The sequence below is a fragment of the Methylobacterium sp. WSM2598 genome (assembly GCF_000379105.1).
GTDB lineage: Bacteria > Pseudomonadota > Alphaproteobacteria > Rhizobiales > Beijerinckiaceae > Methylobacterium.
The window spans coordinates 2,413,239-2,432,279 of sequence record NZ_KB900609.1; the positions used below are offsets into that span (position 1 = coordinate 2,413,239).

Here is a 19,041-nt window from a genome sequence, read left to right on the forward strand (position 1 = left end):
GTGCGTGCCGCCTCAGCTCCGGGGCGGCACGGCCGCGGCATCGAATCCGTCCGGCACCCGCCCGGTCGGGCGCACGAGCGGGTAGGGCCCGCGGGCGAGGAAGCGCCCGGAACCGGGCTCGGCCAGGACGGCGCCGTCGCGCACCGCGACCTCGCCCCGGCGGATCACCGTGGCGGGCCAGCCCGTCACGGCGAGCCCCTCCCACGGCGTGTAGTCGATGGCGTGGTGGAGCGCCGCGTTGCGAATCCGGCGCTCGGCCGAGGGGTCCCAGAGAACGAGGTCGGCATCGGCGCCCGGCGCCAGCGTGCCCTTGCGGCCCGCCAGGCCGAACAGCCGCGCCGCGTTGGCCGAGGTCAGGCGCACGAAGGTGGGCAGGTCGATCCGGCCCTTGGAAACCCCCTCGGAGAACAGCAGCGGCAGCCGCGTCTCGATGCCCGGCACGCCGTTCGGGATGGCGTTGAAGGCCGGCATCCCGTCCGGCCGCGCCTCGGCCCCGCCCTGGCCGTAGCCGCTGCTCCCCGGGTCGCGCTTGGCGGTGGCGAAGGAGAAGCCGCAATGGTCGGAGGAGACGATGTCGAGCGTCCCGTCCGCGATCCGCGCCCAGATCCGCTCCCGCTCGGCCGGCGCCCGCAGGGCCGGCGAGCAGACCGCCTTCGCGCCCTCGAAATCCGGCCGCGCCAGATCCTCCGTCGAGAGGGTGAGATATTGCGGGCAGGTCTCGCCCCAGACCTTGACGCCGCGGGCCCGCGCGCGGGCGATCTCCTCGGCCGCCTCGTCGCAGGAGACGTGGAAGATCTGGATCGGCTGGTCGACGAGTTCGGCGAGCGCGATGGCGCGGTGCGTCGCCTCCCGCTCGACCACGGGCGGGCGCGCCCAGGCGTGCTGGAGCGGATCGGTCAGGCCCGCCGCCAGGAGGGCCCGGATGCGCCAGCCGATCGCGTCGAAATTCTCGCAATGCACGGTGACGAGCGCGCCGAGCCGGCGCGCCGTCGCCAGCACCTCCAGGTACTGGCCGTCGGTCAGCCGCAGCGGATCGTAGGTGAGGAAGACCTTGAGGCTGCGGATGCCACGCGCCACCAGGGCCGGCACCTCGCGCTCCAGCACCTCCGGCGTCGGGTCGGTGATGATCTGGTGGAAGCCGTAATCGGCCCGCGAGGCGCGGGCGCGCGCCTCGTAGCCGGGCGCCGTGCGGGCGATCGGGTGACCCTTCCATTGCGGCACGAAGCAGATGAAGGAGGTGGTGCCCCCGGCGAGCGCCGCCGCGGAGCCCGAGGCGAAACTCTCCTCCTGGACGCCGCCCGCCTCCGAGGGCTCCTCGATGTGGCAATGCGGGTCGAGCCCGCCCGGGGTCACGACGAGGCCCTTGGCGTCGATCTCCTCGGCGCCCGGGCGGAGCGCGCGGCCGATCGCGGCGATGCGACCGTCCCTGATCGCGAGATCCGCCTCGAAGGTCTCGGCCGCGGTGGCGAGCAGCCCCCCTCGGACGACGAGATCGAAATCGCGGTCGTGGCTGGCTGGCGGCATGCGGGCTCCTCCCTCGGGCGACGCGTCGGACGCGAGGATGCCCGAACTCCGCTGCCCCTGCGACACCGGATCCGGCGCTCCTCCTCGCGGCCTCATGCGAGAACCGTGCTAGAGCGGAGCCGTCACGCCTCGCCGACCGGAGCGGAGCCCTGCCTGTCCTCACGCCCGACGAGTGGAGCGCGCTGCGGCTCAGCCTGCAGGTCGCGGGCGTCGCCACGCTGGCGAGCCTGGTCCCGGGGCTGCTCGTCGCCCTGCTCCTCGCCCGGGGACGCTTCCGCGGCCGGGCCCTGCTCGACGGCCTGGTGCATCTGCCGCTGATCCTGCCGCCGGTGGTGACGGGCTACCTCCTGCTCCTCGGCTTCGGCCGCCGGGGCCTGTTCGGGGCCGCCCTGGCCGAGATCGGGATCGTGTTCTCGTTCCGCTGGACCGGCGCGGCCCTCGCCTGCGCGGTGATGGGCTTTCCCCTGATGGTGCGGGCGATGCGGCTCTCGATCGAGGCGATCGACCCGCGCCTCGAACAGGCGGCCGCCACCCTCGGGGCGCCGCCGCTCGGGGTCTTCGCCGTCGTCACCCTGCCGCTCGCCCTGCCGGGCATCCTGGCCGGCGCGGTGCTCGCCTTCGCCAAGGCCATGGGCGAGTTCGGCGCCACCATCACCTTCGTGTCGAACATTCCCGGCGAGACCCAGACCCTGCCCTCCGCGATCTACGCGCTGACGCAGGTGCCGGGCGGGGAGGACGGGGCCCTGCGGCTGACCCTGGTCTCCGTCGCCGTCTCGATGACGGCGCTCCTCGCCTCGGAGGGGCTGGCGCGGCGGGCGAAGCGGCGGCTCGGCGCGTGATCACCGTCGAGGCAAGCCACGCGCTGGGGCACTTCTCCCTCGACGCCGCCTTCACGGCCGCGGGCCGCGTCACGGCCCTGTTCGGCCGCTCGGGCGCGGGCAAGACGAGCCTGGTCAACGTCGTCGCCGGCCTGCTGCGTCCGCGGGCGGGCCGCGTCGTGGTGGACGGCGCGGTGCTGCTCGACACGGCGGCCGGGATCTGCGTGCCGGTGCACCGGCGCCGCGTCGGCTACGTCTTCCAGGACGCGCGGCTCCTGCCGCACCTCAGCGTGCGCCAGAACCTGCTCTTCGGGCGCTGGTTCGCGGGGTCCGGGAGCGCGGCTCCCGGCCGGGCGGAGCCCTCCCTCGGCGCGGTCGCCGATCTCCTCGGCCTCGGCCCCCTCCTCGCCCGGCGCCCCGCCGGACTCTCGGGCGGCGAGCGGCAGCGGGTGGCGATCGGCCGGGCCCTCCTCGCGCATCCGCGCCTGCTCCTGATGGACGAGCCGCTCTCGGCCCTCGACGAGGCCCGCAAGACCGAGATCCTGCCCTACCTGGAGCGGCTGCGGGACGAGGCCCGGGTCCCGATCATGTTCGTGAGCCACGCGGTGGCGGAGGTGGCCCGGCTCGCCGACACGGTGGTGGTGCTGGAGGCCGGCCGGGTCGCGGCGAGCGGGCCGGCCGACGCGATCCTGCGCCGGTCCGACCTGCTGCCCGGGCCGCAGGCCGCGGAGGCGGGCGCGCTCCTGGAGCTGCGGGTCGCGGGCCACGACCCGGATTTCGGCCTGACGCGGCTCGAAGGCGCCGTGGGCAGCCTGACCGTGCCCCGCCTGGACCTGCCGGTGGGGAGCGGCGTGCGCGTGCGCGTGCGCGCCCGCGACGTGCTGGTGGCCCTGGAGCGCCCGCGCGGCCTCAGCGCCCGCAATCACCTGCCCGGCACGATCCGGACCATCGCGCAGCAGCCCGGCGCCTACGCGACGGTCGAGATCGCCTGCGGGGCGGCCCTGCTCTCCGCCTCGCTCACCCGGCACGCGGTGCACGAACTCGGCCTGAGGCCGGGCCTGGAGGTCTTCGCCCTCGTCAAGGGCGTCGCCTTCGATCCCGCCACCATCGCGAGCGGGGCGGAGGTCGCGATCTAGATAGAAACTGGCTCCGCCTGCGTGAGGGTGCAGATGAAGCCGAGCCGCTCGATCTGGCGCACGAGGGCCTTGGCGCGGTGCTCCGGATCGACGTTTCGGAAGTGGTGGGGTCCCAGATCGATGTAGGCTGTCCCGTCGAGGAGCATGTGGTAAGCGGCGGTGAGCAGGGAGGCGGCCACGGCGCAGATCGCCTTGTTGGGACCGCGGCGGGCGCGCAGGCGCTGGAACTGGGCCTGCGGGTAGCTCTGCTTCTTGCGCACCGCCCTCGGGCCGCGAGCGCCACGCGTCGTAGCCGGATGGCGAGACCCGCAGCGCGCGGCAGAGGGTGCGCACGGGCCAAGTGCCCTGGTGGTCATCGATGAAACGGAACTTCATCGCGGCGTCTCCGCGAAGATGCCGATGGCCGTTTTTAAAATGTCGCGCTCCGTGCGGGCGCGCTCCAGCTCGCGCCGCAGCCGCGCGATCTCAGCAGCCTGCTCGGCGGGTGAGGCCACGGGTGAGGAGGGCTGTGCTGCCGGAGCGGCCGCCCGCGAGCGGGGCGCCTCGCCGGTGAGAACAGCGCGCCAGTTGCGCAGCATCGAGGGCTGGATGCCAAGTTCCGCCGCGATCTGCATCTGCGGGCGCCCGCTGCTCTCCAGGAGGGCCACCGCCTCGCGCTTGAATTCGGGGGTGAACTCCCGTCGCGTCTTCGTCGCCATTGAACGCCTTCCTCGCTCCCCACGAGCGGATCAGAGGCGTCCACCAACTCGAGGGAGGATCATCCAGCACTGACGATTCGCGGCCTTGCTGTTGGACCATTCAGCGTAGGCGCCTCGAAAGAGAGACATTCAACTCTTCTTGGGCCATCGGGATTCCTCCGCATGCTTAGCGCTCCGTGCCGTGAGCCGATTACGCGGGTCTGCGGCACGCCGATCATGGTAACGGGCTGAACCTGGGGCGGACGAGACGCCGCCCCTCCTCGCGGTGGCGCCGGCACTCACAGAAAGCAATTCTCGACTATCAGCCGAGTTAATCGCCGCTTCATCCTCGAAGCGCCCAGACGCAAGATGACCCCGGCCAACGACGGGCCTTGAAGGTGGTCTCGTCACCGTTCCAGAAGGCGATCTCGCCGGAGATGGCGTCGGGTCGGTCGAACTCAGCCCAGCCGTCGCCCCAAACCTCGGTCCCCTCATCCGAGCCATGGAACCGGAAGCCCACATCCGTTTGGCTGTAGGAGCAATCGAGGCTCGCGACGACCACCCCGAAGCGGAACTCGCCCGTGCCGCCAGGTTCGAACGCGATGAAGGCCGGCTCGATCATATCGAGGTAGTCGTTGTCCCATGTGCCGGTCTCGGTGATCCGCCACTGGCCCCGGAACCGTTCACGGATGCTGCTCATGTGACCCATCTCCAGATCGGCACGAAGGACGGACCATGGCCGGTGAGAGCACGCCGACAACGCGGGACGCCATTCTCGCGCAGTATCGACCGGTCCGAGCATCCATCCAGGTCGTTCTCGCTCAAGCAGTCCCGCGCTGCAAGAAGGCCGATTTCGACCGGGCCCTAAGCAACTCAACCTCGTGGACGAGGCGCAGCTTGAGGATGAGACGACCTTCAACATGCTTTGCGATGTCGCCCTGGTCGAGCCCAACCAGCGCGGTCGGCGCGTGTTCGACGGCTTCCTGGGCGATCGCCTCGCCTCTCTGGACTCGCCTGAGCGCGATCTGGCGCCCTGCCTCGCCGATGCGTTCTTCTCGATCTTCCGGGTGGCCGGCCGGCACGAGCACTCGGGCGTGTGGGTCGAGGATCTTCTCGCCTCCAGGCGCCGGCTCTGGTTGCTCGACGAGCGCGTCGAAGCCTCCGCGCCGGAGAACCTCGTGATCGCCGTGCGGGTGTTCGACGCCGGACCATCGTATGCCGGCGTCGCGATTGTCGTGCAGCCGGACGAGGACATGGCGGCGTTCTGCACGGCAGCCGCCGCGCGGTGCGATCGCATGCCCGCGCGCCACGCGCTGGCTGCGGGGCTGTATGGGGACGGCATTCTGCCGCGCAGCATGCACGGTGCCGCCGTCACGGATATTCTCGCTGCCTTAGCCGAGGCCTCGATGCCTGGCTCGGGTCAGGGCTCAGGGGCAAAGACGGCTCTCAGCCACAGGCAGCACCAGGCGGCGTCGGTAGGTCGGAGGAATGGTTTTGTTTCGGTTTGATTCACGGCGCGCAACACGCCGGACCGCGTCGGGCACAGCCAAGCTCGTCAGGTCTACGGTGAAGGCAGCGCACACCGCGGCCAAGCAGCCGACCAAAGTCGTTCGGCAGACGAGGCACATGCTGAAGGCGCTCGAGCGAGAACCGTCGAGCCGACCACCCGGGCGGTTTGTCGATGTCGACGGGCTGAGGGTTCACTACATCGTGCGCGGCAAAGGGCGGCCGGTGGTGCTGATCCACGGCAATGGGACGATGGCGGAGGACTTCGTCATCTCCGGCCTCCTCGATCAACTCGCGAAGAAATATCGCGTGATCGCGATAGACCGGCCGGGATTCGGTCACACGGAGCGACCGAGGCACCGCATCTGGACGGCATCGGCGCAGGCACGGCTCCTCGAGCGCGTGCTGGCGCAGCTCAACGTCGAACGGCCCGTTATCGTGGGGCATTCCTGGGGCACCATCGTGTCGCTGGCGCTCGCCACCCAAACCCAATCCGACCTGCGAGGGTTGGTCCTGCTGGCGGGATACTACTATCCGAGTCGGCGGACCGATGTGGCCCTGATCACGCCGCTCGCCGTCCCGGGCATGGGCGATGTCGCACGCGCTTTGATGCCGGACGCCATCGGACACCTCCTCGCACCGCAGGTCTTCCGGCACGTGTTCAAGCCGCAACCGGTCCCAGCACGCTTCATGGCGCGGTTCCCGGTCGCGATTTCAATCCACCCTACCCAGGCGCGCGCAAGCGCGGAGGACACCGCGACCATGAACGCGGCCGCGGCTCTGCTTGAGCGACACTACCCGACGCTTCATTTGCCCGTCGCAATCCTGGCCGGCGACGCGGACGCGGTCGTCGACGCCCGCGCGCAATCCCGGCGTCTCCACGAGGACGTGGTCGGAAGCACGTTGCTGATACTGCGAGGCCAAGGACACATGATCCACTACTCGGCGAGAGCCAAGATCGGGCAGGCGATCGACGCCCACATGGCACTTACGAACAAAAGCCTGAAACGGCGCTGATTGCCACACGGGTGCTACGCGGGTGGGCTTGCACCATCTCTCACGGCATGACGGTTCCTGAGCCGATGGCGTTGACGGCATGCGACCTGCACACCTCGCCAGCAGTCTTGCTACTGCTGTCAAGCTCCCCATACGGCATCCGGTTGATGACTTCGCCATCTCCGATTTCGGCCATGCGGATGTCGGCGTCGCTCGGGCGCCGCGCGGGCTCATGATCCGGGATCCGCTTCGATCAAGCGGACCCCGGATCACACAGGAACAGAAAGATCGCGATCAAGTCATTGATCGCGATCCGAGACCATAAGGCCCAGCAGATTACTTGTTACTGTAAGCCAAGTTCGGTCGCGCGTTGGCTGCGCGCTCTTTCGTATTCGAGATCTCGACCTCGTCGCGCCGCACTGTGTCTCTCACCGTTTCGATACGCTTCGTGCGCTCGCGGCGGACGACGACCTCTTCCCGCACTTTGACGCCTTTTCCGACGATCGGCACTTCGGATGTCTCGATCATCTCGACAGTGAGTTCAGTCAAGGCCTCACCCGTTACAGCGTCGGTAGCTGGCCTGCGCCGTTCAACCACAACCCTTTCGTCATAGAGCGCCACCTTCTGCTCAACCGAGCTCTCCACGACGTAGCGGCGGACCGTGGTGGTGCCGCTGTTCACCGTATGCTTGCCGACGATCAGCGTCTCTTCCGCCAGAGGAATTACTTCCTCCTCGTGGGTGGATTGCCGGGTCGAGGATGCTGGGGCAGTTGCCGAACGAGCGACGGAACGGCCCTGCGGGAAGCCCCACATGCCAAACATCGCATCCCAGAATAGGGAGCCCGAGCTTAACGGCGCAGCGGCAGTGCGCTGAGCGCTCTCCGCAGCGGTCCGGATTACCGTCCGGGAGCTCTCCTCGACGACCTCGGCCGCTTGCCTGACTTGCTCAGCGGCCTGTCGTGCCGCCGCCCTGGAGCTCCGCTCGCGGTCTGCAGCTTCCTTCTCCCTAGCTAGCACCTCTTCTGCCCGATCACGTTCCCGCTTTTGCTCGGCGCGGCGCTGTTCAGCCTCAACGCGCCTGGCTTCGTCGGCTTCAGCCTGGTCACGCTCCCGCTTTTGCTCGGCACGCCGCTGTTCAGCCTCAACGCGCCTTGCCTCTTCGACTTCGGCCTTGCCGTCCTCGATCTTACCGGCAACGGTCTGCGCCTCCTCGTCGCTTAGCACCTTCATAACTGCCGGGAGCAGCTCCTTCCGCTCATCACGCACGCTTTGCTGAAACACCTTTCTCAGCTCAGCAACCTTGGGGGCGAACTCCTCACTACTCTTCGGCGTCTGCTCAAGTTCAGCCAGCAGCCTGCGGGTCTGTCTGTTGTCGTTCAAAGCCTGAGCCACAAGCTCCCTGGTCTCTTTGTGCTTACGAAGGACAGGAAAAAGGTGCTCTTCTTCAAGCTGAGCAGAGAGCTCCAACTCAGACTTGAGTTCAGCAAGCAGGCGCTCTCGCGTCTTAACCGCGTTCTCGGAGGTCTCTGCGAGCCTCGCAAGGAGTTCGGTTGCCTTGGCTGGACTGGTTTGAATCAGCTGCCTGATGGTGGTCATGCTAACCCTCGTGCAGGGTGGGATGAAGATCATCAACACGGAACTCAAGCAGTGGCGAATCCACTCGGCCCTGAGTTCCTTGTGGTGATTTCGAGGCGTTGAGTTGCAGGATCTTCCGTTGTCCGGCGCGTTCGTGCGCTCTCTTGATGTCGACGTGGGACGGGTGACCGCGCCCGCGACCCCGTGACAGCACGAGGCCCGCGGCCCCGCGGCAGTATGAGGTTTCATGCTGCATCGCAATGAGCAACGGTCTCCCGCACCAATCGGTTCCGATGAGTTGGTCGTGCGGCTCAGCCAAAATTCTTTGTAGATGCTTCGGTGAGTTCGTAATAATCTACAGACATACAATTTTCTCGCGCCCGTCTCAGTCGAGAGCGTCTGGTGCACCGCACGGGTGAGCCGCGCTGCAATCCGGTTCGGCGGAGTATAGTCACGCTCCCCGAGCCGAAGCGCTCGATCCGCGTCATCGTCGGGGTCTGCAGCAGACCTCCGAGCGCGGCGGTGGGCCACTACGCAGGCCTTCGCCGCGATCGAGGCGGCGGGGCGGGGCTCCGCGGTGGTGGCGAGCGAGGTAGAGGCGCGCGCCGATCAGATCGAAGGCCGGCGACGAGATCGTCCGCCAAGTCGGCGGCATCCAGAGCGCGACGGGCGGCACCCTGCAGGCTATCCAGGCGACCCGCGCCGCCATGGAGGACCTTGGACGCGCTCGCCGCCGAGATCACGCAGGCCATCGGCCAGCAGGAGCAGGAGACCGCGAGCATCAGCCGCAACGCCGAGCACGCGACCTCGCACACGGGCCGGGTCGGGGCGAGCGTCGGCGCGTGGCGCGGGGCGCTGAACCCCTTTGCGGAGACACCCCAGCGGGATGCGCAGCCGGTAGGATGAGAGGTCGAGCGCCGATCGCCGGAGAGCTTCAGGGCGCCGCTCCAAGGAGCTCCGCCCGGCACTCGCCGAAGCCGATCGGCGCGAAGGTGTCGCGAACGCCGCGTGCCCGCAGGATCACCTCGTCGCCGTCCTCCAGAAACCGGCGCTCCTCGCCCGATGCGAGCCGGAGCGGCTCCCGGCCACCGAGGGTCGCTTCGAGGAGGCTGCCGCAGGCGTCGCGGTCCGGGCCGGAGATCGTGCCCGTCCCGAGCAGGTCGCCCGGCTGCAGGTTGCAGCCGCCGCCGGTGTGGTGGGCCACCATCTGCGCCACGGTCCAGTACATGTGCCGCGTGTTCGAGGCCGAAATCCGGTGGGGGCCGAGGCCCGCCGCTCGCAGGCCGGGCGTCAGCAGCAGCACCTCGAGCCGGAGGTCGAAGGCGCCCCTTCGCTGGTCGACCTCGTCGGTTAGGTAGGGCAGCGGCCGCGGATCGCCCTCCGGCCGGGGGCTCTGCGCGATCCGGAAGGGTGCGAGCGCCTCCGCCGTGACGATCCAGGGCGAGATCGTCGTGGCGAAGTTCTTGGCGAGGAACGGTCCCAGCGGCTGGTACTCCCACGCCTGGATGTCCCGCGCCGACCAGTCGTTGAGGAGGCACACGCCCGCGATGTGCGCGTGCGCGTCGCCGATCGCGATCGGCTCGCCGAGAGTATTGCCGGGGCCGATCCACACCCCGAGTTCGAGTTCGTAGTCGAGTCGCCGCGAGGGGCCGAAGACCGGGTCGCCCGCCTCCGGCGGCTTTGACTGCCCGCGCGGGCGCCGCACCGGGGTGCCCGAGGGCCGGATCGAGGAGGCGCGGCCGTGGTAGCCGATCGGCACGTGCTTGTAGTTCGGCAGGAGCGGGTTGTCCGGCCGGAATTGCCGGCCGATATTCTCCGCGTGGTGGATACCGACGTAGAAGTCGGTGTAGTCGCCGATCGCGGCCGGCAGGTGGAGCCGGCAGGACGAGGCCTCATGCAGCAGGGGCGCGACCCGGTCGCGATCCGGCGAGCCCTCCGCGAACAGGGCTGACAGGCGCGCCCGCAGCGCCCGGCGCGGCCCCGCCCCCAAGGCAAGGAGCCTGTTGAGCGTCGTCCCGCCCGCGGCCTCGGCGGCGAGCGCGGCCTCGCCCGAGAGGAGGTTCGCGGCAAGCAGCGCCGGCAAGTCGAGGATGCGCCCGCCGATCGCGACGCCCGCCCGCGGCGTCCCGTCACCCGGCGAGAACACCCCGAGCGGCAGGTTCTGGATCGGAAAGTCCGAGTGGCCGTTCGCGCCGGGCACCCAGGAGCGCAAGGTCGCGGCGTGGGTGGCGTCGATGTCGGCCATCACCGCGCCCCGGCACGGTTCGGGTCGAAGTGCTTGGCGAGCTTGCGCCCGTAAGCGGCGTAGTCCTTCTGCCGGGCGGGCGTCTCAGCGGCGAAGCGGCTGACCTTCTGGGGAAAGCGCGTCTCGAACATGAAGGCGAGCGTGCCCTCCAACTTGTGCGGCTTGAGATCGACGTTCGACGCCCTCTCGAAGGCGTCAACGTCCGGCCCGTGCGGCAGCAACGTGTTGTGCAGCGAGGCCCCGCCCGGCCGGAAGCCGCCGCCGGTCTTAGCGTCGTAGACCCCGTAGACCAGCCCCATGAACTCGCTCATCACGTTGAGGTGGTACCAGGGCGGCCGGAAGGTGTTCTCCGCCACGAGCCAGCGGTCGGAGAAGATCACGAAGTCGATGTTGGCGGTGCCGGGCGTCTCGGAGGGCGAGGTCAGCACCGTGAAGATCGACGGGTCGGCGTGGTCGAACAGGATCGGCCCAACCGGCGAGAACTTGCGCAGGTCGTACTTGTAGGGCGCGTAGTTGCCGTGCCAGGCGACCACGTCGAGGGGCGAGTGGTCGATCTCCGCCGCCCAGAGCGTGCCGCCCCACTTCACCAGCATGGTCCCGGGCGCGTCGCGGTCCTCGTAGGCGGCGACCGGGGTGAGGAAGTCGCGCTGATTGGCGAGGCAGTTGGCGCCGATCGGGCCGCGCTCCGGCAGTGTGAAGCCGCCGCCGTAATTCTCGCAGACGTAGCCCCGCGCCGGCCCGCCGAGGAGGTCGACCGCGACCTTCACCCCGCGCGGGATCACGCAGACCTCGCCCGGTTCGACGTCGATGATCCCGAACTCGGTGCGCCAGCGGAGCGCTCCCTCCTGCGGCACGACCAGCATCTCACCGTCCGCGTTGGAGAAGTACTCGTCCGGCATCGAGCGGGTGGCGAAGTAGAAGTGGGCGCCCATACCTGCCTGGGCACCGGCGTCGCCCGCCGTGGTCACGGTGCGGATGCCCTCCACGAAGGACAGGGGTTCCGAGGGGATGGCCACCGGGTCCCAGCGCAGGGGCGCGGGCGGCAGGTCGACCAGCTCCGCCGGAGCCGTAAGCCAGAGGCGAGCGTCGACTTTTCGGAAGTCGCCCCAGTGCATCACCGTGGGGCGGATGCGGTAGAGCCAGGAGCGCTCGTTGGCGGTGCGGGGCGCCGTGAAGGGTGAGCCCGAGAGCTGCTCGGCGTAGAGGCCGTAGGGGCAAATCTGCGGCGAGTTGCGTCCGATCGGCAGCGCGCCCGGCAGTGCCTCGGTCTCGAAGCCGTTGCCGAAGCCTGACATGTAGCCGGGGTGGATCTGGGCCGCGGCGGTCGTGCCCGCGGGATCGAGACGGCCGTGCTGGTTCATGGCGGGATCTCCTGTTGGTCGGGACGGATCACGGTCGAGCGCGCGGCCGCCCTCGGCTTCCGAACGGAACGCCTCGGCGACCGGGATCGTGGCGAGCAAAGGCCCGCGGGGTGCCGCGGGATCGGACAGGGACGGGAGCGGCCCCCACGCCGCCGAAGGCGCGGGCGGGCGCGTCCTCGTCTCGTACCGACCGCCCGAGATGCTGCCGCATCGCGCCGCCATCGCGCGGCGCTGCCGAGTCAGGCTTCGACACGGGCCGGCAGCCGGCTGAAGCTGCGGAAGCGCACCCGCCGCGAGCGAAGCGGCGGACCATCGAGCGCGTAGGACGGAAACCGCGCCAGGAAGCGCCCGATGGCGATCCGCCCCTCCAGCCGCGCGACGGTCATGCCGACGCATTGGTGGATGCCGCTCGCGAAGGCGAGGTGGCGATTCGGCTCGCGGGCAACGTCGAAGCGGTCGGGATCGGGAAACTGGTCCGGATCACGGTTCGCCGCCCCGATGCCGAGCGTGATCTGGGTACCCGCCGGGAAATCGCGTCCACCGAGCGCGAAGGGCTTGGCAGCGATGCGGTTGCCGAGCTGGTTCGAACTCTCGAAGCGCAGCATCTCCTCGACCGCCCGGCGGAGCAGATCCGGCTCAGAGAGGAGCCGTTCGCGCGCCTCCGGCCATTGCGTCAGCAGGTGCAGCCCGTTGCCGATCAGGTTGGTGGTGGTCTCGTGGCCGGCATTAAGGATGAAGATGCAGTTCTGCAGCAATTCCTCGGGCGAGAGGCGCTCCCCCTCCATCTCACCCTGGATCAGACGGGTCAGGATGTCCCGCTCCGGATCACCGAGACGGCGCCGCCTCTCGGCGACGAGACGCTTCAGGTAGTCCAGGAATTCGGTCACGGCGCGATTGCCGGCCTCCATCGTGGCGGCGTCGAGGACCGGCTCCAGCGCGCCCAGGATCGCGAGCGACCACGCCCGGAGCGGCTCCCGCTCGGCCCGCGGCACGCCGAGCAGGTTGCCGATCACCTCGACGGGGATCGCGGCGGCAAAATCCTCGATCAGGTCGATCCGGCCGCGCTCCTCCGCCGCGTCGAGGAGCCCGTCGACGAGCGCCATGATGCCCGCCTCCATCGAGGCGATCGCCCGCGGCGCCAGGGCACCCGCGATGATCCGCCGGACCCGGGTGTGGCGCGGCGGGTCGTTGAAGACGAGGCTCGTCGTGTGATGCGCGTACAAGGGAGAGGGACCGAACTTGGCCCCGAACTCCACGACCTTGTCGGAGCTGAAAGTGGCGGCGTCCTTGTAGACCCGCTCCAGGTCCACGTAGCGGGTGAGCAGGACCTGCCCCGGCGCGAAGACGTGGACTGGGGCGTGGGTGCGCAGGGCCGCGTAGACCGGGTAGGGGTCCTCGATGAACCCCTCCGGCAGGCGCCGCAGGTCGAAGCGTCTGGCGCGCTCGGCCGCGTCCACCGCGCTCACCCGTTCTGCCCGGCGCAAGCCGGGTTTATCGGCAGGAAGGCCTCGCCCCGCGGGATGGAGCGCACCGCCTCGTAGAGGTCCCAGGGGCCCTTGCTCTCGCGCTCGCCCTTCACCCGATAGAGGACGGGGTCGTAGAGAAGCCGCCCGTCGGCCCTCAAGGTCGCGGGATGGCCGAAGAAGGCGACCGGCATGGCCCGCATCGCCTTGTTGACCGCGAGCGCCTCGTCCGTGCCGGCCTGTGCGACCGCCTTCAGGTAATGCGTCACGGCGGTGTAGATCAGCGCCTGGTTCTTGGTCGGCATCACGCCGGTCTTGTCCTGGAAGCGCTTGGCGAAGGCGCGGGCGGGCTCGCTCTGGTCCCAGTAGAAGGCCGAGGAAAAGGTCAGGCCGTGGGCGACCGGCAGCCCGAGCCCCTTGATATCGGTGATGTAGACGAGGAAGCCCGTGAGGGTCTGCCCCCCCTGCGTCAGGCCGAACTCGTTCGCCTGCTTGATTGCCTTAGTGAAGTCGTCGCCGACGCTGGCGAAGGCGACCACGTCGGCGCCCGAGGATTGAGCCTGGAGCAGGAAGGAGGAGTAGTCGGCGGTGGCGATGGGGTGGCGCGACGTGCCGACCACCTTGCCGCCGAGCGACTCGACGACGGCCGTGGCCTCCTTCTGGAGCGCGTGCCCGAAGGCATGGTCGACGGTGATGAAGTACCAGGATCGGCCGCCGCGCTCGAACACCGCACGCGCGGTGCCGGCCGTGAGCGCGTGGGTGTCGTCGGTCCAGTGTGACGACGTGGGCGAGCAGGTCTTGGCGGTGAGGTCGGAGGTCGCCGCCGCCGTGATCATCACGGTGCGGTTCTTCTCCTTGGACACGGCCTGGACGGCGAGCGCGATGGCCGTGACCGGCAGGTCGACGACCGCGTCGACCTTCTCCACGTCGTACCAGCGCCGGGCGATGCTCGACGCCACGTCGGGCTTGTTCTGGTGGTCGGCCGAGACGATCTCGACCGGCTTACCCAGGATCCAGCCGCCGGCATCCGCGGCGGCCATCTCGGCCGCGATCACCGAGCCGCGCCCGCCGCTGTCGGCGTAGGGTCCCGAGAGGTCGGTGAGCACCCCGATGCGGACCACATCGTCCGAGACCTGCGCCGCGGCGGGGCCGGCGAGGAGGGAGAGCGCGAGGGCGGCCCGGCGCAGGCCGGCAGCGGATCGTTTCATCGAAGGACTTCCTCCCGGGCCGGCACCGACGCTCTTTCCGGCGGAGTGCGGCGGCCCCGTCCGTCACAGCCGATCCCGGGCGGCAAGGCAAGCCGCTCCCGGAGGCCCGCCGCCCGCCTGACGGCGGAAAATCGGTGAACGAGCGTTCCGGACATCGGAGGGGTGGCCAGCGCCGTCGCGCGAGCCGTTCCCCGCAGGAACGATGCGGGAGCGGAGCGTGCCGATGCTGCAGCGCGCGGACACCATGCCGACCTCGTCGCAGGCTTCTGCTGGGCGATCCCGCAGCGCTACATCATCGGCGCCGACGATTGCGACCGGCACGCCCCCGGCGATCCGCTGGCACTGATCGACCTCGACGGGGCGGGCGCCACGCAGCACTTCGGCTTCGACGACCTCCGGCCCGCCTCGAACCGCTTCGCCAACCGGCTCGCCACTCAGAGCCTGCGGCGCGGCGACCGCCTCGGCGCGCTGCTCCCGCCGAGCCCGGAGACCGCGATCGCGCACCTCGCGAGCTTCCGGGCCGGGCTGATCACCGTCCCGCTCTTCACGCTGTTCGGGCCCGGACGCGCTCCTCTATCGGCTCGGCGACGGCGGCGCGCGAGCGGTGGTGACGGACCTTGCAGGGGCCGAGAAGCCGGCTTTCCTGCGCGACCGGCTGCCGGACCTGGAGCGGGTCTAGACCGTGGACGGACCGGGTCCGGACCCGGCGGTGAGGCGGAGCGGCAAGCTGGGCGGGGATGCCTAACGACCCGTGAACGCCGGCGCGATCGCGTTTGCGACAGGCTCGTCGAGGTCCCGCTGCAAAGGGTTGCTCAAAACCGTCTGCAGGTACGCCCTTGCTCGTCCGTGGTAAGCTGCACGCGGCAGGCGAACCGGCCTCGCTGGTGCCCGGGAATGTCGAAGCGTACCTCGCATTCCAGCCGACCACGAGTTAGGCGACGGTCAGCTTCGCGTCGACGTCGATCGCTGTCGATGTCCGCAGATTGAGGATGGAGGTGGAGCACCATGAAACGCGAAAAGCTCCTTTCCTGGACCCGCGCGTTGCAAAAACCGACAAAGACGCGCCGGGTAGGTGAAATTTTTTGACTGAGACGCGAACTCGGCGGTGGGATCAACGTCAGTATTATAGGTGAAGCATTCCTACCAACCCGGGCGGCCTTCGCAAATTCGACCATAGGTTTAAACTACGTGAAATCGCGAGGGACGATCTATGAAAGCGCAGATTCTACAGCTTTTCTCATGGTTCGTAAGGAAGCTTCCTGAGAGGCGCAAGATACAGATTGTGAAAACTTTAGCAGACGATCAAGAATTCGCCAGGCTGCACGCAAGATATGCTATCGCAGCATTTGCCGGGCCAGCTGGCGTCACCGGCGTAGCGAGTAGAGGGGTGTCAGGCACAATCGTGAGTCAACCTTATGACTTCTCAGTGCACCGTGCTTACTCTGAAAAGGGAGACTGGGCGAAAACGACCGTGGATAAATTAAAAGAGTTTTTTGACAAGAATGGTGGGGTGGGTTATTACTTAGATATAGGCGCGAATATCGGTCTTACAACTATTCCGATTGCGCAGTCATATCCAAATGTTCATTGTTTTGCATTCGAACCAGAGCCGCATAACTTTATGAACTTAGAAATTAACACAAAGATAAATTGTAGACATGCAAATTACAAGCTTTTCAGGCTCGCTTTATTCAAGGAAAACTCAAATTTGCAGTTCGAAATTGCACCTGAAAATCTAGGAGATCACAGAATTAGAATAGGTGGCAATTTTATCGGCGATATTGGCGAACATCTGCGACCAGTCATAAACGTCGAAGCAGTTCCTTTGAATGATTTCGCCGCTCATATCAAAACTCCGCTTGCTGTAAAAATTGATGTTCAAGGCGCAGAACCATTTGTTTTTGAGGGCGGCAAGGATGTGCTAAAGAAAGCTGGAATAATAATATTAGAATGGTGGCCTTACACGATGAAAAGGATGAAGGCGGATCCTGATATAATATTTGAATTTATAAAATCCAATTTTGCTTCATGCAGCATAGCTGCTGCAGAAGGAACCGGCGAGAGCAGGAGCTATGCCGCGCAAGATGCAATAAATATCTTAAAGAGCAACTATGATAAAGAAGCAGAAAGTGAGAAGATTTACTATGATCTAACCATGACGACACCCGTCGATAAAAATCATATTCTCAGATGAGGTCAGCTTTGGGCAGATAGATTGGCCTGAATTTTTATCCATGAAGTGGAGAAAAGCTGATAGTTGCTACCAATGGTGGCGCTATAAAATTTCAATTTACTATTGTTGTCATAAACTGCCAATTCTAACGCAGATCAACACCATCTGATTCGATCATGCCAGGACAATGTTTCAGGCACCCAGCATCGAAGCCAAACGCAAATTTATTGCGTGCTCATATTTAATTCGAGCAGAAATCCTGTATTTGTTTGGGAATATTTCAGCTTGCTTGGTCGGTCCTTGGCATCCGTTTAGAGGGCGCGGTTGCCGCCCTGACCCGATCCGTGTAGCTCGCGCACGCAGTCGCCGCGCAACGGACGCGGCCTACGTCTCCGCCTATGAGCCGCCGCAACCCCCGCCGCGCCTACGACGAGCAGGGCCGCGCGATCCCGCCGCCCACGATCGGCTGGATCCGGTCCGAGGAGGGCGACCGCACAGCCTTCGTGCACGCCAACGCGACTCAATGCGGCCACGAGGCGGTGATCAGCACGGATTGCTTCCCGGACAGCCTGCCGTTCCCCGACATCGCCCTGCACCCGCGCTGCTCTGCGTGCGGGGCGAAGAGCGTCGGGGTGATGTGCGATGTGGTCGGGATCCACCGCCGCCTTCAAGCGCACCGGGTGGAGCATGGGCAGAGAGGGGACCAGGCCGCCGGCGACCGGGTGACGGGGCGGGACACGCCCTGGCCGGATAAGTCAGGATCTAGGATTTAGAGAAGCCGCACCCACTCTTCATTGGCGTGTTATAACATCCATTCTGCATGCATTGTGAATTAGCGTCAGCACAACGAGAGTGGCAATTATAAGCTCTTCCGCCCGCATTTCTCTGATCGCAGAATTTAATGCACTGTTGGTTGCGTTCTGGGCACGACATTGCCATTGTAGCATTTGGATAAACAACACAGATTGTAAAGAGGGCGGCCGAGAGGAATCCAGTGCGTCCCATAGCCGAACTTTCCCCGTTGCTTGGCCTTCAAGTTAAGGCTCAAGTTGTACAAGCCGTCAAGCTTCTGACGGGCCACCAATCAAAAAGGTCCGCTGCGGCCCGAGCCGGGCAGGCCGAGGAGATCCCGCAGATCAAGGGTGTCGTGCATCGGTAGGCGGGAGGCGATCAAGCGCCGTCGCCGTCGGGTCGAGGCCGAACCTCGTTCGGCTTGGCCGCGGGAGGGCCGCTACAGGTGCAGGCTGTGTGAAAACTCGGACGCACCTCCGAATTTTAGAACAATCTTCTGCGCAGCCACCGTTCAGGTGCCATGAGCGGCAGCAGAGATGCCGTCAGGATGCCTATACTGGCGCTCCCCAGGGTGGGCGAGGGAAAATCCTTCTACAGCCCCTGCGTTTTCACACAGGCTCGGTAGGAGGCCGACGCAGAACGATGCATGATCGTCCGATCGCGTCGGTCACGAGGGCCACACCGTCGATGAGCCTGCGGTCCCAGTACGAGCAAGCGGTGCGCGACTTGCGCGAGCACGCGGCTGAGATGCGCCGCCGCGGCGCCTCCGCCGAGGCCATCGCACGGGCGATGCACGCGGAGCGCAGGCGACTGGCCTCCCTGTTCAAGGAGCAGACCCCCGAGCCGCACCGGACCCGCATCTACGAGCGCACGCTGAGGGTCTACGGAAACGAGAGCGGCCCCTCGATCGAGTCCCTGCGCGCGTCGGGCAAGTCGTGGGAGGCGATCATCGAGAGCGCGACGCGTCCGGGGCTGCCCGTCGAGTGAGGGACCTGAGCAGGAGGATGCAGGGCGGGGGCGAGAGCGACGACCAAGCTCGGGCCTCACGGAGCACAACTCGAAGGCCCGATGTGGAGCGTGCACGGCGCTACCGCGTCTTCGTGCGGCCCGCGCCGGAAGCGCGCGGCGGACCAGTCGCCGCTCCCGAACCGCATGTGCAGTGCCTAGACGGGCGCCGCCTTGATCGAGCTGCGGCCACGAGGCGGTGATCGGCACTGACCGCTTCCCGACCGACCTGCCGCCGCTGGGTGATCGAGACGTCCTTGAGCAGGCCGTCCATTGAGGCCCGGGCGTGCGGTCCGGTCGGGAAGCCGTCCATCATGATGTGCGGGTGGCCCTTGCCCGAGCCCGCCGGGGCTTGCCGCAAACGCGGGCTCGGGCCGCAGAAGGGGCTCCGCCGTCCCGCTTTCACGCTTTGTTCGCGACGGAAAGACAAAGCAGCAGGCGAGGAGCTGGTTCTGCTCGCGGACGGTCCACGCGCCCGCGAACCCGAAGTCCTTGCGCAGCCACAGCATCGCCTCGAAGCCCTGGATTGTGCGCCGGGCCGTGCGGAACGGCCGGAACCCGC

18 protein-coding genes and 2 pseudogenes are annotated in these 19,041 nt (G+C 67.3%); 9 read left to right on the plus strand and 11 right to left on the minus strand.

The window, feature by feature from the left end:
* Nucleotides 1-12: 12 nt before the first annotated feature.
* Nucleotides 13-1,524 carry a dihydropyrimidinase gene (hydA, locus tag MET2598_RS0111300; protein WP_018260894.1) on the minus strand — a complete coding sequence of 504 codons (1,512 nt, stop codon included), beginning with the start codon at nt 1,522-1,524 and terminating at the stop codon, nt 13-15.
* Nucleotides 1,525-1,673: 149 nt separating this feature from the next.
* On the opposite strand from hydA, the gene modB reads away from it, so the two are divergent.
* Both modB and modC read left to right on the plus strand, forming a co-directional pair.
* Nucleotides 1,674-2,363: a molybdate ABC transporter permease subunit gene (gene modB, locus MET2598_RS0111310; protein WP_026190656.1), complete on the plus strand. Its 690-nt coding sequence runs from the start codon at nt 1,674-1,676 to the stop codon at nt 2,361-2,363.
* Nucleotides 2,360-3,478 carry a molybdenum ABC transporter ATP-binding protein gene (gene modC, locus MET2598_RS0111315; protein ID WP_012332388.1) on the plus strand — a complete coding sequence of 373 codons (1,119 nt, stop codon included), beginning with the start codon at nt 2,360-2,362 and terminating at the stop codon, nt 3,476-3,478. The genes modB and modC overlap by 4 nt, the downstream gene beginning before the upstream one ends.
* 97 nt (nt 3,479-3,575) lie before the next feature.
* On the opposite strand, the pseudogene MET2598_RS43725 reads toward modC, so the two are convergent.
* The 3 genes and pseudogenes from MET2598_RS43725 to MET2598_RS0111330 all read right to left on the minus strand — a co-directional run.
* Nucleotides 3,576-3,732 (minus strand): annotated as a pseudogene (locus MET2598_RS43725) (IS110 family transposase); the annotation flags it as partial.
* A gap of 117 nt (nt 3,733-3,849) precedes the next feature.
* Nucleotides 3,850-4,176, minus strand: coding sequence for an IS3 family transposase (locus tag MET2598_RS0111325; protein ID WP_018260898.1), 327 nt, complete (start codon nt 4,174-4,176; stop codon nt 3,850-3,852).
* 322 nt (nt 4,177-4,498) lie between these two features.
* Nucleotides 4,499-4,855, minus strand: coding sequence for a hypothetical protein (locus MET2598_RS0111330; RefSeq protein WP_012332386.1), 357 nt, complete (start codon nt 4,853-4,855; stop codon nt 4,499-4,501).
* Nucleotides 4,856-5,036: 181 nt separating this feature from the next.
* Here MET2598_RS0111330 and MET2598_RS0111335 point away from each other — a divergent pair, with 181 nt between their 5' ends.
* A complete protein-coding gene (locus MET2598_RS0111335; RefSeq protein ID WP_018260900.1) occupies nt 5,037-5,663 on the plus strand; it encodes a hypothetical protein in 627 nt (208 codons plus the stop codon).
* Complete coding sequence (locus MET2598_RS0111340) at nt 5,644-6,678, plus strand: alpha/beta fold hydrolase (protein WP_026190658.1); 1,035 nt, start codon at nt 5,644-5,646, stop codon at nt 6,676-6,678. Before MET2598_RS0111335 ends, MET2598_RS0111340 begins: the two co-directional genes overlap by 20 nt.
* Before the next feature lie 40 nt (nt 6,679-6,718).
* On the opposite strand, the gene MET2598_RS43365 is transcribed toward MET2598_RS0111340, so the two are convergent.
* Entirely contained in the window at nt 6,719-6,853 is a 135-nt protein-coding gene (locus MET2598_RS43365) for a hypothetical protein (RefSeq protein WP_269082996.1), read from the minus strand.
* Nucleotides 6,854-6,993: 140 nt separating this feature from the next.
* The gene (locus MET2598_RS0111345) at nt 6,994-8,253 is read right to left on the minus strand and encodes a YsnF/AvaK domain-containing protein (protein WP_018260902.1); all 1,260 of its coding nucleotides are present in this window, start codon (nt 8,251-8,253) and stop codon (nt 6,994-6,996) included.
* 696 nt (nt 8,254-8,949) lie between these two features.
* Here MET2598_RS0111345 and MET2598_RS0111355 point away from each other — a divergent pair.
* Nucleotides 8,950-9,138 (plus strand): hypothetical protein, encoded by a 189-nt coding sequence (locus MET2598_RS0111355; protein ID WP_018260904.1) that lies wholly within the window; start codon nt 8,950-8,952, stop codon nt 9,136-9,138.
* Between the two features lie 28 nt (nt 9,139-9,166).
* Here MET2598_RS0111355 and fahA read toward each other — a convergent pair whose 3' ends face one another.
* The 4 genes from fahA to MET2598_RS0111375 all read right to left on the minus strand — a co-directional run bounded on the left by fahA (nt 9,167) and on the right by MET2598_RS0111375 (nt 14,509).
* Entirely contained in the window at nt 9,167-10,477 is a 1,311-nt protein-coding gene (gene fahA, locus MET2598_RS0111360) for a fumarylacetoacetase (RefSeq protein ID WP_012332382.1), read from the minus strand.
* Nucleotides 10,477-11,838 carry a homogentisate 1,2-dioxygenase gene (gene hmgA / locus MET2598_RS0111365; protein ID WP_018260905.1) on the minus strand — a complete coding sequence of 454 codons (1,362 nt, stop codon included), beginning with the start codon at nt 11,836-11,838 and terminating at the stop codon, nt 10,477-10,479. The genes fahA and hmgA overlap by 1 nt, the downstream gene beginning before the upstream one ends.
* 239 nt (nt 11,839-12,077) lie before the next feature.
* Nucleotides 12,078-13,304, minus strand: coding sequence for a cytochrome P450 (locus tag MET2598_RS0111370; RefSeq protein ID WP_018260906.1), 1,227 nt, complete (start codon nt 13,302-13,304; stop codon nt 12,078-12,080).
* Nucleotides 13,301-14,509: an ABC transporter substrate-binding protein gene (locus MET2598_RS0111375; RefSeq protein ID WP_018260907.1), complete on the minus strand. Its 1,209-nt coding sequence runs from the start codon at nt 14,507-14,509 to the stop codon at nt 13,301-13,303. The genes MET2598_RS0111370 and MET2598_RS0111375 overlap by 4 nt, the downstream gene beginning before the upstream one ends.
* 162 nt (nt 14,510-14,671) lie before the next feature.
* Here MET2598_RS0111375 and MET2598_RS43730 point away from each other — a divergent pair, with 162 nt between their 5' ends.
* The 4 genes from MET2598_RS43730 to MET2598_RS0111385 all read left to right on the plus strand — a co-directional run bounded on the left by MET2598_RS43730 (nt 14,672) and on the right by MET2598_RS0111385 (nt 18,461).
* Nucleotides 14,672-15,496 carry an AMP-binding protein gene (locus tag MET2598_RS43730; protein ID WP_157182130.1) on the plus strand — a complete coding sequence of 275 codons (825 nt, stop codon included), beginning with the start codon at nt 14,672-14,674 and terminating at the stop codon, nt 15,494-15,496.
* A gap of 223 nt (nt 15,497-15,719) precedes the next feature.
* The gene (locus MET2598_RS39005) at nt 15,720-16,703 is read left to right on the plus strand and encodes an FkbM family methyltransferase (RefSeq protein WP_084673819.1); all 984 of its coding nucleotides are present in this window, start codon (nt 15,720-15,722) and stop codon (nt 16,701-16,703) included.
* A gap of 377 nt (nt 16,704-17,080) precedes the next feature.
* The gene (locus tag MET2598_RS0111380; RefSeq protein WP_018260908.1) at nt 17,081-17,455 is read left to right on the plus strand and encodes a hypothetical protein; all 375 of its coding nucleotides are present in this window, start codon (nt 17,081-17,083) and stop codon (nt 17,453-17,455) included.
* Nucleotides 17,456-18,161: 706 nt separating this feature from the next.
* Nucleotides 18,162-18,461: a hypothetical protein gene (locus MET2598_RS0111385; protein WP_018260909.1), complete on the plus strand. Its 300-nt coding sequence runs from the start codon at nt 18,162-18,164 to the stop codon at nt 18,459-18,461.
* A 425-nt stretch (nt 18,462-18,886) separates the two neighbouring features.
* Here the strand turns inward: MET2598_RS0111385 and MET2598_RS41000 are convergent.
* A pseudogene (locus tag MET2598_RS41000) lies at nt 18,887-19,041 on the minus strand (IS6 family transposase); the annotation flags it as partial.

Bases quoted from the DNA above. Each gene is read 5' to 3' on its own strand.
- hydA (WP_018260894.1), bottom strand. From the start codon at position 1,524: ATGCCGCCAGCCAGCCACGACCGCGATTTCGATCTCGTCGTCCGAGGG.
- MET2598_RS0111325 (WP_018260898.1), bottom strand. From the start codon at position 4,176: ATGGCGACGAAGACGCGACGGGAGTTCACCCCCGAATTCAAGCGCGAG.
- MET2598_RS0111330 (WP_012332386.1), bottom strand. From the start codon at position 4,855: ATGAGCAGCATCCGTGAACGGTTCCGGGGCCAGTGGCGGATCACCGAG.
- MET2598_RS0111340 (WP_026190658.1), top strand. From the start codon at position 5,644: ATGGTTTTGTTTCGGTTTGATTCACGGCGCGCAACACGCCGGACCGCG.
- MET2598_RS43365 (WP_269082996.1), bottom strand. From the start codon at position 6,853: ATGGCCGAAATCGGAGATGGCGAAGTCATCAACCGGATGCCGTATGGG.
- MET2598_RS0111345 (WP_018260902.1), bottom strand. From the start codon at position 8,253: ATGACCACCATCAGGCAGCTGATTCAAACCAGTCCAGCCAAGGCAACC.
- fahA (WP_012332382.1), bottom strand. From the start codon at position 10,477: ATGGCCGACATCGACGCCACCCACGCCGCGACCTTGCGCTCCTGGGTG.
- hmgA (WP_018260905.1), bottom strand. From the start codon at position 11,838: ATGAACCAGCACGGCCGTCTCGATCCCGCGGGCACGACCGCCGCGGCC.
- MET2598_RS0111375 (WP_018260907.1), bottom strand. From the start codon at position 14,509: ATGAAACGATCCGCTGCCGGCCTGCGCCGGGCCGCCCTCGCGCTCTCC.
- MET2598_RS39005 (WP_084673819.1), top strand. From the start codon at position 15,720: ATGAAAGCGCAGATTCTACAGCTTTTCTCATGGTTCGTAAGGAAGCTT.
- MET2598_RS0111380 (WP_018260908.1), top strand. From the start codon at position 17,081: ATGAGCCGCCGCAACCCCCGCCGCGCCTACGACGAGCAGGGCCGCGCG.
- MET2598_RS0111385 (WP_018260909.1), top strand. From the start codon at position 18,162: ATGAGCCTGCGGTCCCAGTACGAGCAAGCGGTGCGCGACTTGCGCGAG.